This is a genomic window from Candidatus Chlorohelix sp. (assembly GCF_037138995.1).
Taxonomy (GTDB): Bacteria; Chloroflexota; Chloroflexia; order Chloroheliales; family Chloroheliaceae; genus Chlorohelix.
This window is the reverse complement of sequence record NZ_JBAXHI010000009.1, coordinates 12,949-27,165: the sequence shown is the minus strand read 5'-3', so window position 1 is coordinate 27,165 and position 14,217 is coordinate 12,949. Positions and strand designations below refer to the sequence as shown.

Here is a 14,217-nt window from a genome sequence, read left to right as displayed (position 1 = left end):
AATGCGTCCCTACGAATTACCACGAAAGGTAAGGAAAAGCGGGTGATGTTGGTGAGCGCGGTGGTGTTGGCAGCGGGTGCGGCTCGGCGCTACGGTAAACCCAAACAACTGGAATGTTACCCGGCGGACGGAACTACTCTGCTGGAACGGGCAATTTCGCTGGCGTTGCTGTCGGGCGCTGGTGAAGTGATTGTAGTATTAGGCAACGCAGAGCAAGCAGCGTTGGAAATTCTCAATAGCTATATCAGACCGATAGACACAAAAAATGTGCCGATGCAAATAGTTTTCAACCCACGTTGGGCAGAAGGGCAGGGCTTTTCGGTGGCAACGGGCGTGGCTGCGCTAGACCCACAAAGTCGAGGCACTCTTTTTATCCTTGCCGACCAACCCCGCGTGAATCCAGAAACGGCGCGTAATCTTATTAGCCATTTCCTGAGCCTCCCCGATTCGGACAATAAAATTATTTTCCCCACTTTTAACGGCAAACGCGGCAATCCAGCGTTGTTCGGGCGTGGCTTCTTTTCCGAACTGGCAGCGTTACAGGGCGATAGCGGCGGACGCGAAATAGTCAAAGCGCACCCGCAAGCGGTGATTGAGCTTGCGGTGGCTGACCCCGCTATACATGAAGATGTTGATACACCCGAAGATTTGGAGCGGTTGGGACGCTAATCGGGCGCAATATATCAAGGGGGTTTAACCTCTTGTCTAACGGGAGCATATTCTAATGAATCTTTCTACGATTCTGTTTGATTTTGATGGTACGCTGGCGCAATCGTTACCGAAATGGATGGAAACGTATCGTTACGCTTTCAGCTTTTACGATAAAAAGATAGAGGACGAACGCGCCTTTGTACAATACTGGTATCAGCCCTTGCCAGAAACGGTGGCGCAAGTGGGCGCGTCTTCAATAGAAGAGTTTGCTGGATATATGGGGAAGGGCTTTTTTCGAGCGTTCGCCGATTTGGAGCTTTACCCCGGCGCGTTGGAGATACTGGAAGCGTGTCACCGGAAAGGGCTGAAGTTGGGTCTAGTCACTTCCTCACCGCGTGAAGCGTTGGATTATACGCTTGGGCGGCTGAAGATTGAGCAATATTTCGACACGATTATTACCAGCAGCGATACCAAGAAGCCCAAGCCGCACCCTGAGTCGGCGCTGGTGGCTCTGTCAAAGCTTGGGAAAGCGGCGGGCGAAACCCTATTCGTGGGCGATTATATCTACGATGTGCAAGCAGGGCAAGCCGCAGGCACGCATACCGCCCTTTTCCTACCTTCCGCAAATGCAAATTTTTATGATTTCGAGGAATTACGCGCCAGCCGCCCCGATTTTACCTTCTCGCGCTTTGAGGAGTTGAGTTCGTATCTCGGTTTAAGTTGAGAAAGAGAGCCACGTTTTGACGGCTAAAGCCGATTCAGTCGTAGCACATCGCCACGCGCAAGAGTACCGAGCAGGTTTGCTGTGGGCATTTGGCAGCACGGCGGTTTGGTCTAGCACCGCCCTTTTTATAGAAACGTTGAGTCGCGATTTCGGCATGACAACGGTGGAACTGGCTTTCTGGCGCACCTTTATCATCACGTTATCGCTGGGTGTGGTGGTGCGGAGGCTCTATCCCGGCAGCGCGTTATTGGTCTCGTGGCGTGAAATGGGAGTGTTTTTTCTGGCGGGTCTGGTGGGAATCGCTATTTTCGCGCTGCTTTTTAACGGTTCGGTACAGGAAAACGGCGGAGCGGTTGCTACCACTCTGATATTCTGTTCGCCCGTTTTCGTGGCGGTGGGCGGGGCGTTATGGTTGCGCGAAAAGGTGACGCTGGCGCAGGTAATCGCGATTGCAATAATCCTATTCGGTTGTGGGCTGGTGGCGGGCATCACTGACCCGGCAGCTCTGATAAAAAGTCCGCTCGGCGCAATAATGGGGTTGGGCAGTGGGCTGGTTTTCGCCATTTACATTCTGATAGGAAAAGTGGTGGCGCGTACTGAGCGCAGGGGTGGGTTGATAAACCTGTTTTACTACTTTCTCTCCGCTACGTTGGTTCTAACGCCTCTCGGTTTAATACAGGAAGGCTTCGGGCTGTTCACGCACGCCCTGAATTGGAACGGTTGGTTTCTGCTCATTGCCCTTTCGCTTATCTCGCTGTGCGGCTACGCCTTTTTCAATGCCAGCTTGAAGTATTTACCCGCCGCTGTTAGTAGCCTGATTCAAACCCTCGAACCCTCCATGACGGGCGTACTTTCGTTGCTCTTTCTAGGACGAGGCATGAGCGGGCTGCAATGGTTCGGCACGTTGCTGATAATTTCGGGCGTGGTGGGGCTGCAATTACGGGATTTACGCGCCCGCAATCTGGCGTAAAGTTTTTACAAATCCTTTTTTTGACATATTCACTTTCGTGCGGTGGGGTTTTTCGGTGGGGGATTTGGGAAGGCAAGAAATCGCGACACGGAGGTCGCTCTTACAAGATGCGCCCGAATCAAAACAAGGGGCGGTGAAACCCCTTGCCTGACTATTTCACTTCTAAATAATTTGAGTTAGGCTTTGAGAAGCCCGGTGTTGTAGTTGCCGCTGACGAAAGCGGGGTCGTCTAGCAAGCGCAAATGTAGCGGCAGGTTGGTTTTGAGACCCTCGATTTGGAACTGCGAAAGGGCAACACGACTGCGCTCTAACGCCTCGGCGCGATTCTCGCCCCACACCACCAGTTTGGCAATTAGCGGGTCGTAATGTGGCGTAATCGTATCACCTTTGCCGTAGCCGCTATCAAGGCGCACAAACTCGCTCAATTCGGGCGGTTGGTACAGGCTAATGGTGCCGGGTTGCGGTAGATAACTCACCGGGTCTTCTGCGTAAATGCGGTACTCGATGGCGTGCCCCTTTGGTGCAAGGTCGGCTTGGGTAAGGGGTAACTGCTCGCCTGCCGCTACGCGCAATTGCAACTCCACCAAATCCAACCCTAGCGTCATCTCGGTGATGGGATGCTCCACCTGCAAGCGGGTGTTCATTTCGAGGAAATAGAACTCGCCGTTATCTCCTAGAATGAACTCAACCGTTCCGGCGTTGCGATAACCCACCGCTGCGGCAGCCTGTAGCGCGGCTTGAGTCATGCGTTGCCGCAACTCCGGGTTATTGACCAGCGCAGGCGAGGGCGTTTCCTCAATCACCTTTTGGTAACGGCGCTGCACGCTGCACTCGCGTTCGTACAGATGCACCCCGTGACCGTGTGCGTCAAACAGCACTTGCACTTCCACATGCCGCGCTCCCGGCACATAACGCTCGATGAAAACCGAATCGTCGCCAAAAGCGCGTTGAGCGCGACCTTGCGCGGTTTTGATACCTTGCCGCAATTTGTCGGCGTTATTGGCAATGGTCATGCCGATGCCGCCGCCGCCCGCGCTCGGCTTCACCAGCACCGGGTAGCCGATTTCCTCCGCCAGTGTCACGGCTAGTTCAATATCGCTAATCGGCTCGGACGTGCCGGGAGCGACAGGCACCCCCGCTTGGCGCATCAGTTCGCGTGCTGCCACTTTCTCGCCCATCGCTGTCATCGCTTCGGGCGAGGGTCCGATGAAGGTTATTCCTAACTCTTGGCAACGGTCGGCGAACATGGGATTTTCCGCCAAAAAGCCGTAGCCGGGATGAATTGCCTCGCATTCGGCTTGCTGCGCCACCTCCAGAATGATTTCCATATTCAGATAACTGGCGTGAGCAGGGGCAAGCCCGATTAGGATGGCGTAAGTGGCTTCGTTCACAAAGGGTAGCATCATATCGGCATCGCTGTGGACGGCGACAGTTTCGATGCCCATCCGCTTGCAAGTGCGGATGATACGGCGGGCAATCTCGCCCCGATTTGCAATCAAGATTCTATTAAACATGGCATTATTCCAGCACTATCAAAATATCGCCCTGATTCACAAAATTTCCCGCTTCGACTCGGATTTCGCGAACCGTGCCGGAGAGGGGCGCACTTACCGGGATTTCCATTTTCATGGACTCAAGGATTATCAAATCTTCTTCTTCTTCAACTGCTTGTCCTATTACCGCCGGTATCTGCCAAACTGTGCCCGATATTGGGGCTTTCACCTCGGTCATTCGTATTCCTCCTTGTTATATAGGATGAGTCCATAATGCGTTTAGATGGCATGTTATCAAGTTCAAAGCCGCTTGACAAATTTGTTAGTTTTAGCCACTTTATCCTATAATAATGCCAAAAGTAAGGAGGGAATACGGATGGGTTTTGAGTTTGGCAAGTTCTGGCGTAGCAAGGAAAAAAATAACATCCGCGACAACGAGCGCATCACTGTTAGGCAAGGGCGCGATACGCCGGAAGACCGCGAGGCAGCGAGGGCGTTGATGCAGGAAACCTTCGAGTATCACGAAAGGCTTGGCATTGGAGAACTGGGTCTAACCTTCAAGCCTTCTTCGCAAGTCAGCTATATGGAAGAATGTCTCAGCGCGTTACTTTACGGAGATAGCGGTAATGAGACGGTACGTGCCTTGCTGGCGTTCAGGGGCAAAAAAGCGGTGGGTTTTGCGCTGGTACGCATCATACGCGATTATTATTACACCCTTGACAGCTACGGCTATATCGAACAGCTAATTGTAACCGAGCATGCGCGACAGCAGGGCGTGGGTGCGCTGCTGCTGGAAAACTGCTACGATTGGCTGAAATCGCGCCGTATTCACAGCGCCACCCTCAAGGTGTACGCTCCTAACCGCGATGCGCTGCGTTTCTACCAGCGCGAGGGTTTCTCCCATTTGCGCCACGAGCTAATCAAGCATTTCTAATAGGAATCAAGGGAATGCTTGCTAGGGGGTGTACTATTTTTGCGAACAGGTCTCTGGCATGCGATAATACAGGTATGGAACAAAACGAAATCAAAACCAGAAGATTTGATTTTACCTATTCGGTGCGCTTCGATGAGGTGGATTTGTTTGGCTACCTTACGCCTGCTTCTGCCTCGCGTTATATGCAGGATATTGCGCGGCGTGATGCCGCTGGGGTGGAATTGCCGGAGGGGTTTAACTGGCTCGCCAAACGAACTTTGATAGATTTTAATCGTCCCATTCCAGCGTGCGCCAACCTTCAAACCGTCACTTTTCCGATTGGTTTCAGCCGAGTTACTGCCCAACGCGCTTACGAATTTAGGTTGGAAGGTGATAATGCGTCTTTACCAGCTATAAAGGCGCGTACTTTATGGGTTTATGTTGATGCTAAGGGACACCCGGCGCGAATACCGCCTGAAGCGTCTGAAATTTGGCTGCCCAACGGCGCACAACCACAACTGAATGACCCGGCATGGTTGCCTTTCCCGGCAACTGCCCCGCTTGAAACCAACGGGTCTGTGCTTTTTTCCCGGTTGGATATTCTGGCGCATATGAATAACACTGCCTATTTTGAGATGCTGGATGATGCCGGTTGGGGCGCATTGATGGCTGCCGGTATTAGCCCTCTAAACCCGTCGGGTGCGTTGCTGCCTTTGCATTATGATATTGAATATATGAATATTGCTGAATTTGGAGACGCTCTAACCATTTTGAATTGGTTTTCTCCCACTCCCTCCCACGCAACTGAATTTGAGAGATTGCAACAAATACGACAGAGGGATGGTTTGGTGGCACGCGCTCGTTCGCGCTGGCGTTGGCTGAAACAGGGTTGAGCAGCTTTTTAACTGCTTGTGGTAGCAGAAACGTTATACCGAAAGTTTTAGGATGGCTATTAACTATTGGGAGGGGCGATTTTGAAAAGTGTGGTCATAACCGGTAGCACTAAGGGCATCGGTTTAGGAATGGCGCAGGAGTTTTTAACGCGCGGACACCGGGTAATGATTTCTGGTAGTAATCAGGAAACGCTAAATCAGGCACTGCAAAAACTAACGGCGCAATTCGGCAAAGAAAAGGTGCTGGGGCAAACTTGCAATGTACGCTCTTATGAGCAGGTAGAAGCGTTGTGGGATGCTTCTAGCAAGGCTTTTGGTAAGGTGGATATTTGGATAAATAATGCCGGAATTGGCGCGTCTCGCATACCTTTCTGGGAAATCAGCTTTGATAGAATTGAGCAGGTAGTACATACCAATGCGCTAGGGATGATGTACGGCTCAAAAATTGCCTTGCGCGGTATGATTAAGCAAGGTTCGGGTCAAATCTACAATATGGAGGGAGAGGGAAGTCAGAGCGATCCGCGTGAAGGGCTGATTCTTTATGGTTCGACCAAAGCCACGCTTACCTATCTGACCAAAGGCTTGATTAAAGAAGCTGCTAATACGCCAGTTCAGGTATGCTATCTTAGCCCCGGTATGGTCATAACTGACCTGCTTATGGGTGATACCAAGCCCGAAGATATGGAAAGGGTTAAGCGCATCTTTAATATACTGGCGGATACAGTAGAAACGGTTACGCCTTGGTTGGTAGAGCAAATATTGGCGAATAACAAACATGGAATACGCATAGCATGGCTCACCAAGAGCAAAGCTATGTGGCGGTTTGCCACCGCTCGCTTTAATAAGCGCGACCTGTTTGCTTGATAGTTTTAGTAACCGGACGGGGACTTTTCCATCCAACTGGCTTCTTTACCCAATACCCCGTCCTTCCACCAGTTTACCTGTTCTACCTTAAAACCCGCATTTTGCAAATGACTTATCGCTTGCTCTAATTCGCCACTGCTCATCATGCGGTGTGCATCTTTTACGGCTTCAGGAATTTCTTCCGCCTTTGAACTGGAGCCAATATTGCCAACCAACCCATGATTTATAATGTACTTGTGGGTTCCATCTTCTAACCATGCGGTTATAGAAACGTCCATTTTTTTATTTTACTCCTGTTAAATATATTTTTAGTCAATCTTTTCTTTTCAAGAATAACAAAAACATGTTAAATCCAATCCCTCAAATTGTAAAGAAGGAGTAAAAGTATGGCGCACTTGGCTAAGGTGCGCCTTTTGGATTAATGCGCTGAAATAAAGCTCAATATCTGATTCCAAGCATCGGCAGAAGCATCGGCAAATTCTTCGTAGCGTCGGTCAAAGAAGCTGTGAGGTGCGCCCTCGTAGATTTTGATGTTGGTTTCAACTTCGGCGGCGATTAACTTTGCCTCAAGAGCTTTTACATCATTTACAGGGATTCCGGGGTCGTTACCGCCAAACAAGCCCAATACCGGATAACTCACCTCCCCTGCCTGTTCAAGGGCAGTGCCTCTACCTCCAAAATTACGGGTTAACCCAGCGTAGAATGGAATCAGTCCAGCGAAACCGAACTCTTTATTTGTACCACTAACCAGCGTTAGCGAACCTCCCATGCAAAAACCTACCACAAATACAGACGAGCTAAAATCGCCTTGCTGTCGCAAGTAATCCAAACCTGCCTCTACATCCTGAAAGAAGTTGTCTATTAGCAATTGCTGAACATGGGGCATAAACTCGAAAGATTCATCGCGTGAGGTTAGCCCGGCAGTACGCCCGAAATAGTCTATTGCCAGCGCGGTAATACCAATCTCTCCGAAACGTAGCGCCAATTCTTTATAAAAGTTGTGCAAACCCCGAACATCTGGATAAATCAGCACAGCAGCCTTGCCCTGCTTAGAAGGATGCGCCGCAAATGCTAGAAATTTGTTGCCATCGGCAGCTTCCAGAACCAATTCTTCGCCCTGTGCCGAACCGCTCGCACCCGGCGGTAGAGGTGGTTGCGCTTTATCGTCATAACACATTTATTTGTACACTCCACTTATGATTTTATGAATCCGTGTGCCGGGAATTATACTCGAAAGTACCATAAATTCCCATTGTTATGCGCTCTATACTTTGCTAATATTAATGTAAGACAGTAGTAATAGGAGAGAACAACAAAATGGTTGGAAACGGGCAAATCAAGCAAAAACTGGAGTTTATTTACGGCGAGCAGTTAGGGCAGGCAACTTTCGATACGCTGGAAAAGCTTCTGTTGAAATATGCCTTTCTAAAAGAGCGTCCCGCCAAACCAATAGGGCGATTCAGCGAGAAAGATGCAATCCTGATTACCTATGGAGATCAGGTGCAGCAGGAAGGGCAACACCCCCTCGCCACCCTACATCAATTTCTCATCGGTCATCTAAAAGGCTCAATTAACAGCGTACATATTTTGCCCTTTTACCCCTATACCAGCGATGATGGTTTTTCGGTGGTTGATTATCGTCAGGTTGATGCCCATCTAGGCGATTGGGGCGCTATTGAGGCGATAGAGGGCGATTTCAAGCTGATGTTTGATGCGGTGATTAATCATATTTCTGCCGGTAGCGCATGGTTTCAGGGCTTTCTGAAAGGGGAGTCACCCTATCGTGATTATTTTCTGATTACTGACCCACAACTTGACCTCTCCGGCGTAACTCGCCCTCGCACCTTGCCTTTGCTAACGGCTTTTGAAACTGCCAACGGCAGGCAACATGTTTGGACTACTTTTAGCGCAGATCAGATTGACTTGAATTTTGGAAACCCTCAACTATTACTTGACATAACCGAATTGCTATTATTCTATGTGTCTAAAGGGGCGAGCTTGATTCGGCTGGATGCCATCGGTTATTTATGGAAGGAGGTAGGCACAAACTGTATTCATTTGACCCAAACGCATGCGGTAGTGCAATTGTGGCGTGCCGTGCTGAATGAACTTGCGCCCGATACGTTGCTGGTGACTGAAACCAATGTGCCGCACCGTGATAATATCGGCTATTTTGGCGATGGCTATAACGAGGCGCAAATGGTTTACCAGTTTCCGCTTGTACCGCTAACCCTGCACACCCTGTTAACAGGAGATTCGAGTAAACTCAGGCAGTGGGCGAGAGAGTTGGCTGCACCTTCCACGCAAACTACTTTCTTTAACTTTTTGGCTTCGCATGATGGTATTGGAGTAGTTCCGGCAAAGGGCATCCTCAGCGATGCCGAGATAGAGAATTTGGTGGCGGCTACTTTGCGACATGGCGGTCAGGTAAGTTATAAGAACAACCCAGATGGTAGCCAAAGCCCGTATGAACTTAACATAACGTATTTTGACGCATTGTCTAATCCTGCTGAGGGCGAGGAAATAAAAATCAAGCGATTTATGGCATCACAAGCGATATTGCTATCTTTTCAGGGGATGCCGGGAATATATTTTCACAGCTTGTTTGGTTCGCCAAGTTGGCAGGAGGGCTTTGCTCAAACCGGACGCGCTCGCACGCTTAATCGTCAGAAGCTTAAATTGCCCGAACTGGAAGTGGCTCTGGCAGATTCGTTGACAAGAGAAGCGCGGATTTTCGAGGCGTATTCTGAGCTTTTGCGCCTACGGGCAGCACATGTCGCTTTCCATCCCAATGCCGCGCAGGAGATTTTGGAAACGTCACCCGGTATATTTGCGCTACGCCGAATTGCGCCGGATAGCTCAGAGCGGATTCTGTGCCTTCTGAATGTAACAAACCAAATGCAGACCCTTGATTCTCTTGCTAGTATTATAACTGTTGATTATGGTCATGCGTATTTGGATTTGCTGAGTGGGGTTAAATATCGGGGGGACGAAACGGTTAGGCTGGGTGGCTACCAACTAATGTGGTTGCAAGATTAGAGTTTTTTCATCTATTAAAATAATGTTGTAAATGCGTTCAGATAGTTATATAATTTTTCCAATGAAGTTGTTGTAGCATTTATGAATTGCAAAGACGCACTTCAACAAATGGTACATAAGTGCAAATTGAGCAGACCAGAACTATGAGGTCTGGATGGACATCAGTATTACTATCATAAAGATGGTAGCCGCCGACAGTGTGGTTGGCGGCAGCTTGATGTTTGGTTTGGAAAGTTTTTTGTTATAGAACTAGTACAGGCATTATTTTTTTAAGCAAAGGAGCTTGAAAATATGGCATTACTCTTGAATCTGCGTGCTGATCGCGAATTATGGAAGTATATATATACTAATTATCCGTTCGCAAATAGTCTTCATCTAAGCGTGCTGCCGGATTATAACCACGTTTGGGCAGAGCAAATTTATCATGAAGACCCGATTGTGCGGGCGGAACTTTTAACACCGAGACACCAACGTATTATTAAAGCTATAGAGAAACAAGCTAAGCTTATGGGTATAAGACTAGACAAGTCAGCCCGTATAGCCAGTTAGGAGTTTATCTGGTTTAAATATATATTTTAGACCGGGCTACAATGGAGTAGTCCGGTCTTTTATTTAGCCAATCATGCGGGCGTGAATCCAACCGCCGCCGTCTTGCTGGCTGATTTTGTACCAGCGGGCGCTGCCCTGAAAAGCAGGTCCCTGATCGGTGTAGCCGTCAAAGTGGAGCGATGTATCTTTGGGGAGTTTGCGTTGAACCGTGCCTATTGATGAGTCGAAGGACGGATAGGCGCGTACATAAGAGTTGTTAAAAGCTACTGCGCCGGGACCAAACGGTACCTCGGTATAACCGGGTGGGTCGCCTAGGGGTTGGGTAGCAGGTTGGCTGAACTCTGCCTTTAAATCTGCCATTAATCTATCCCATGGAAAGCCTTTGCCGGGACAAAGCGGGCGGTTTACCGAATCAATCTGGTAATGCCCAATTATATGGTGGCGGTCAACTGGGATGTTAAGTTGCCGAATGATTTGTTTGTGGAGGAAAAAAGTTGCCTGATACATTGTTTCGGTAAAGGCTTCTCCTGTTTTACCCTCATGCTCGATTGATACGGTTAAACGATTTGGGTTAATGCCTTTGCTTATTGCATCTGCTAACCACTCAATATTTGGGTCTGGTTTATTAACGGGTCCGTTGCCCCACGCGCTATTCTCAAGGCGCACATACTGTATGATTCGACCGTCTTTACCAACTCCAAAATGGGTGCTGGCTTCTGCGCTTGGGTTCATAAACCAACTTGTAGTGGCATCAAGGGTGCCTTGCATAATGTGGTCAACTATTGCAATGGCGGTTAGTCCATTACGACCCTGCCAGCAATTGGGGCTGACCTTAAACATTATATCGAAAGCCGACCCCCCGGCGGAAAAGGCGCCAACCGAACCGCTATCCGTATTGGCAGCTTCTACGCTTTCTTGCAGATTATTGGGGTCAGTAGAAGCGCTGCCGTTATCCTCTGGGAATATGCCATCTGCTAACAAGCCTTCCGCGCTATCCGGCTCACCTTGTTTATCGTGTTCCATGCGTGGGCGGAGATTTTGATTATTATCGGGCGGTAAAAGGAAAACCACTCCATCACTATATGCGCCGAACGTTGCTATGCTATCAGTGTCACCATCGGAAGGTGTCGCGTTTAGTTGAGTTTGATTGTCTGCTATACTGGTTGTGTCAGAATTGGGTTGTGCAGGTTGATTAGTTGGAGCATCTGAGTCTGAAGGCATTTAGAAACCTCCTAATACTTATCATGATGTACTCTAGTAAGGTGAAAAAATACAACTTTAGTTTAGCATAAAAGGTCAAGCAAAGTGTATTTTCTGAAAGTTCATGCCGACTTGACGGATTTTGGATTACTTATCCCTAAATTTGAGCTTAACATACTAAAAACAACTTGACAATAAATAATAACTGCCATAAAATTAACTAAGCGATTTGCTAACTAGAATAGGGGCTTTATGCGTAGTCGAGAAATCCGACAAACTTATGTAGATTATTTTATCAAAAACGGGCATTTGCATTTGCCTAGTTCTTCGCTTGTCCCGCCTACCGGTGACAAGACGGTTCTGTTGACGACTGCCGGGATGCAGCAAATGACCCCCTTCTTTCTGGGTGTCCAAACGCCTCCCCATCGCCGCCTTACTACCGTACAGAAGTGTTTTCGCACTGTTGATATTGATGAAGTAGGCGACCCAAGCCATCTGACATTTTTTGAAATGCTCGGAAATTTTTCGGTTGGCGAATACTTTAAAGAAGGGGCAGTTTCCTTCGCATGGGAATTGCTGACTCAAGTTTTTAAACTGCCGGAAGATAAACTCTACCCCTCAATTTTTCCTACCGATGAAGAGGCGCTAGAGTTATGGACTAAAATGATTGGTCTTCCCGCCAGTCGCATTACCAGGATTGAAGATAACTGGTGGGGTCCTGTGGGTAAAACCGGACCGTGCGGACCTGACAGCGAAATCTATTATGATTTAGGACCTGAGTTCGACCCCGACCCCGATGCGAGGGTTGGCGATTCGCCGCGCTATCTTGAAATCTGGAATCTGGTGTTTATGCAGTTCAACCGCGATACGCATGGAGTAGATACCCCGCTACCGCGTAAGAATATTGATACCGGAATGGGTCTGGAAAGGCTGAGTCTGGTTTTGCAGGGCGTTAGCTCAATTTATAGCACCGATTTATTCCAGCCGATTATCCAACGCGCCGCCGATATAACCGGAAAACGCTATGGGGCGAACGAGAAAGATGATATTAGCCTCCGGGTTATTGCCGACCATAGCCGCGCCGCCACCATGCTGATTACCGATGGGGTGCTGCCCGGTAACGTGGACAAAGGCTATATCCTGCGCCGGATTTTGCGCCGCGCTATTCGATACGGGCGGTTGCTAGGTCTGGATACACCTTTTATGCACCATACCAGCCAAGTTGTAATGGATATGCTGGGTGATATTTATCCTGATATTATCGAGCGCAAAAACCATGTATTCGCAGTATTGGCGGATGAGGAAGAAAAATTCGGGCATACCCTACAAATGGGCTTGAACCGCTTTGAGATACTTATCGAAAATAACCCGCTTGATACCAAAATTGTCAGCGGTGAGGATGTTTTCGACCTGTTGGCAACGCATGGCTTCCCGCCTGACCTAACGCGCGAACTTGCTGAAGAACGTGGTTTTGAAATTGACTGGGAAGGTTTTGAACGGGCGAAGCAAAAACATTCCGAAGCTAGTACCAACCCCGACCGCTGGAAAGTAGCGCGGGTTGACCTAGAGGATTATAAAGCGCTAGGTTTGCAGAAAACTCCTTTCAAGGGCTATGAAACTAACAGCCTTGAAACTGAAGCGCTGGCGGTATTGGTCAATGGAAAGCGTGTTAAGAGCGCGGACGCAGGGCAGGACGCTGAAATTGTGCTGGCGCAAACGCCCTTTTATGTAGAAAGCGGCGGTCAGATAAGCGACACGGGCTATATCGAGACTGAGTTTGGGCGAATAGAGATTGAAAATACCTACAAGCCAGTTGGTGATGTGATAGCGCATCAGGGTAAGGTAGTGGAGGGCTTTATCGGTGAGGGGCAAAAGGCTCGCGCTGTAGTGGATGAAGCGCGTCGCCTAGATACTGCTCGCAACCACACCGGTACTCATATACTGCATCAAGCTTTGAAGGATGTACTTGGAAATAATGTAGGGCAAGCCGGTTCGTTGGTTTCACCGGAGCGATTGCGCTTTGACTTTACCTTCCCAAATCAGGTAACTGCCGAGCAACTGATAGAGGTTGAGCAAATTGTAAATGATAAAATCCGCGCAAGTTTGCCCGTAACGGTTAATGTGCTACCGATTGATGAAGCTAAAAAGAGCGGTGCCGTAATGATGTTCGGTGAAAAGTACGGCGAGGTGGTGCGCGTGCTTGGCATCGGGGATTACAGCAAGGAATTTTGTGGCGGTACGCATCTTCAGAATAGCGGTCAAATCGGTTTGCTACTCGTTACTAGCGAAGGAAGCGTTGGAAGCGGTTTGCGGAGAATTGAGGCTGTTACTGGTAGAGGCGCGGAAAAATATATTGAGGAACGGTTGCAACTGGTAAACAAGTTAGCGAGCGTATTGCAAACTCGCCCGGAACAACTGGTTGATGAAGCAATCGAGCTTAAACGAAAATTACGCGACACCGAACGCGAATTGGCATTGCTCCAACAAAAGCAAGCGCTGGCAGAGTCCGGCGAGCTTTTGAGGAGTGTGGTTGAGGTTGAAGGTGTCAGAGTATTGTCGGCTAAGGTAAATGCGCCCAATGCTGACGTGTTGCGAAGTATCGGCGATAAACTGCGCGATAGCCTAAAGAGCGGAGTTGTGGCTATTGGGGCGGTTATCAAGGAAAAACCTTCTTTGCTAGTGATGGTAACGCCTGATTTGGTGGAGCGAGGTTTAAACGCTGGAAAGATTATTGCGCCAATAGCGGAGAAAGTTGGCGGTCGTGCTGGAGGTCGCCCTAATATGGCGCAAGGTGGCGGAAACGACCCGGAGAAACTCGATGAAGCTCTGTCGCTCACGGTAGGGTTAGTTCGGGGAGCTATTAAATAAAATTTTGTTGGGGTTGGCAGAAGCCTTATATGGATAATCCCGAAATTATAAAC

At 48.9% G+C, this 14,217-nt stretch carries 14 protein-coding genes; 9 read left to right on the top strand and 5 right to left on the bottom strand.

Annotation, left to right across the window (positions count from 1 at the left end):
- Positions 1-45 precede the first annotated feature (45 nt).
- The 3 genes from WCK19_RS06230 to WCK19_RS06220 are packed head-to-tail and all read left to right on the top strand — an operon-like array spanning position 46 to position 2,345.
- A complete protein-coding gene (locus tag WCK19_RS06230; RefSeq protein ID WP_342396511.1) occupies positions 46-669 on the top strand; it encodes a nucleotidyltransferase family protein in 624 nt (207 codons plus the stop codon).
- 55 nt (positions 670-724) lie between these two features.
- Entirely contained in the window at positions 725-1,375 is a 651-nt protein-coding gene (locus tag WCK19_RS06225; RefSeq protein ID WP_342396510.1) for an HAD family hydrolase, read from the top strand.
- A gap of 16 nt (positions 1,376-1,391) precedes the next feature.
- Positions 1,392-2,345: an EamA family transporter gene (locus WCK19_RS06220; RefSeq protein WP_342396509.1), complete on the top strand. Its 954-nt coding sequence runs from the start codon at positions 1,392-1,394 to the stop codon at positions 2,343-2,345.
- Between the two features lie 176 nt (positions 2,346-2,521).
- Here the strand turns inward: WCK19_RS06220 and WCK19_RS06215 are convergent, their stop codons facing one another.
- The gene (locus WCK19_RS06215; RefSeq protein ID WP_342396508.1) at positions 2,522-3,859 is read right to left on the bottom strand and encodes a biotin carboxylase N-terminal domain-containing protein; all 1,338 of its coding nucleotides are present in this window, start codon (positions 3,857-3,859) and stop codon (positions 2,522-2,524) included.
- A gap of 4 nt (positions 3,860-3,863) precedes the next feature.
- Positions 3,864-4,076, bottom strand: coding sequence for a biotin/lipoyl-containing protein (locus WCK19_RS06210; RefSeq protein ID WP_342396507.1), 213 nt, complete (start codon positions 4,074-4,076; stop codon positions 3,864-3,866).
- A 138-nt stretch (positions 4,077-4,214) separates the two neighbouring features.
- Here WCK19_RS06210 and WCK19_RS06205 point away from each other — a divergent pair, with 138 nt between their 5' ends.
- From WCK19_RS06205 to WCK19_RS06195, 3 genes are all read left to right on the top strand, one after another.
- On the top strand, positions 4,215-4,772 hold the full coding sequence (locus tag WCK19_RS06205) for a GNAT family N-acetyltransferase (protein WP_342396506.1): 558 nt from the start codon (positions 4,215-4,217) through the stop codon (positions 4,770-4,772).
- Positions 4,773-4,846: 74 nt separating this feature from the next.
- On the top strand, positions 4,847-5,644 hold the full coding sequence (locus WCK19_RS06200; protein ID WP_342396505.1) for an acyl-ACP thioesterase domain-containing protein: 798 nt from the start codon (positions 4,847-4,849) through the stop codon (positions 5,642-5,644).
- Between the two features lie 90 nt (positions 5,645-5,734).
- The gene (locus WCK19_RS06195; protein WP_342396596.1) at positions 5,735-6,508 is read left to right on the top strand and encodes an SDR family oxidoreductase; all 774 of its coding nucleotides are present in this window, start codon (positions 5,735-5,737) and stop codon (positions 6,506-6,508) included.
- Positions 6,509-6,513: 5 nt separating this feature from the next.
- Here the strand turns inward: WCK19_RS06195 and WCK19_RS06190 are convergent, their stop codons facing one another.
- Together WCK19_RS06190 and WCK19_RS06185 are read right to left on the bottom strand one after the other, a co-directional pair.
- Positions 6,514-6,786, bottom strand: a complete 273-nt coding sequence (locus WCK19_RS06190) for a hypothetical protein (RefSeq protein WP_342396504.1) — start codon at positions 6,784-6,786, stop codon at positions 6,514-6,516.
- 140 nt (positions 6,787-6,926) lie between these two features.
- On the bottom strand, positions 6,927-7,685 hold the full coding sequence (locus tag WCK19_RS06185) for a dienelactone hydrolase family protein (RefSeq protein WP_342396503.1): 759 nt from the start codon (positions 7,683-7,685) through the stop codon (positions 6,927-6,929).
- A 140-nt stretch (positions 7,686-7,825) separates the two neighbouring features.
- Here WCK19_RS06185 and WCK19_RS06180 point away from each other — a divergent pair, with 140 nt between their 5' ends.
- Complete coding sequence (locus WCK19_RS06180) at positions 7,826-9,547, top strand: sugar phosphorylase (RefSeq protein WP_342396502.1); 1,722 nt, start codon at positions 7,826-7,828, stop codon at positions 9,545-9,547.
- Between the two features lie 291 nt (positions 9,548-9,838).
- The gene (locus WCK19_RS06175; protein ID WP_342396501.1) at positions 9,839-10,096 is read left to right on the top strand and encodes a hypothetical protein; all 258 of its coding nucleotides are present in this window, start codon (positions 9,839-9,841) and stop codon (positions 10,094-10,096) included.
- 63 nt (positions 10,097-10,159) lie between these two features.
- Here WCK19_RS06175 and WCK19_RS06170 read toward each other — a convergent pair whose 3' ends face one another.
- Positions 10,160-11,317 carry a peptidoglycan recognition family protein gene (locus WCK19_RS06170; protein WP_342396500.1) on the bottom strand — a complete coding sequence of 386 codons (1,158 nt, stop codon included), beginning with the start codon at positions 11,315-11,317 and terminating at the stop codon, positions 10,160-10,162.
- A gap of 231 nt (positions 11,318-11,548) precedes the next feature.
- On the opposite strand from WCK19_RS06170, the gene alaS reads away from it, so the two are divergent.
- Positions 11,549-14,164, top strand: coding sequence for an alanine--tRNA ligase (gene alaS, locus WCK19_RS06165; RefSeq protein WP_342396499.1), 2,616 nt, complete (start codon positions 11,549-11,551; stop codon positions 14,162-14,164).
- Positions 14,165-14,217: the final 53 nt, after the last annotated feature.

Bases quoted from the DNA above. Each gene is read 5' to 3' on its own strand.
- WCK19_RS06180 (WP_342396502.1), top strand. From the start codon at position 7,826: ATGGTTGGAAACGGGCAAATCAAGCAAAAACTGGAGTTTATTTACGGC.
- WCK19_RS06200 (WP_342396505.1), top strand. From the start codon at position 4,847: ATGGAACAAAACGAAATCAAAACCAGAAGATTTGATTTTACCTATTCG.
- WCK19_RS06210 (WP_342396507.1), bottom strand. From the start codon at position 4,076: ATGACCGAGGTGAAAGCCCCAATATCGGGCACAGTTTGGCAGATACCG.
- WCK19_RS06175 (WP_342396501.1), top strand. From the start codon at position 9,839: ATGGCATTACTCTTGAATCTGCGTGCTGATCGCGAATTATGGAAGTAT.
- alaS (WP_342396499.1), top strand. From the start codon at position 11,549: ATGCGTAGTCGAGAAATCCGACAAACTTATGTAGATTATTTTATCAAA.
- WCK19_RS06185 (WP_342396503.1), bottom strand. From the start codon at position 7,685: ATGTGTTATGACGATAAAGCGCAACCACCTCTACCGCCGGGTGCGAGC.
- WCK19_RS06205 (WP_342396506.1), top strand. From the start codon at position 4,215: ATGGGTTTTGAGTTTGGCAAGTTCTGGCGTAGCAAGGAAAAAAATAAC.
- WCK19_RS06170 (WP_342396500.1), bottom strand. From the start codon at position 11,317: ATGCCTTCAGACTCAGATGCTCCAACTAATCAACCTGCACAACCCAAT.
- WCK19_RS06225 (WP_342396510.1), top strand. From the start codon at position 725: ATGAATCTTTCTACGATTCTGTTTGATTTTGATGGTACGCTGGCGCAA.
- WCK19_RS06190 (WP_342396504.1), bottom strand. From the start codon at position 6,786: ATGGACGTTTCTATAACCGCATGGTTAGAAGATGGAACCCACAAGTAC.
- WCK19_RS06215 (WP_342396508.1), bottom strand. From the start codon at position 3,859: ATGTTTAATAGAATCTTGATTGCAAATCGGGGCGAGATTGCCCGCCGT.
- WCK19_RS06230 (WP_342396511.1), top strand. From the start codon at position 46: ATGTTGGTGAGCGCGGTGGTGTTGGCAGCGGGTGCGGCTCGGCGCTAC.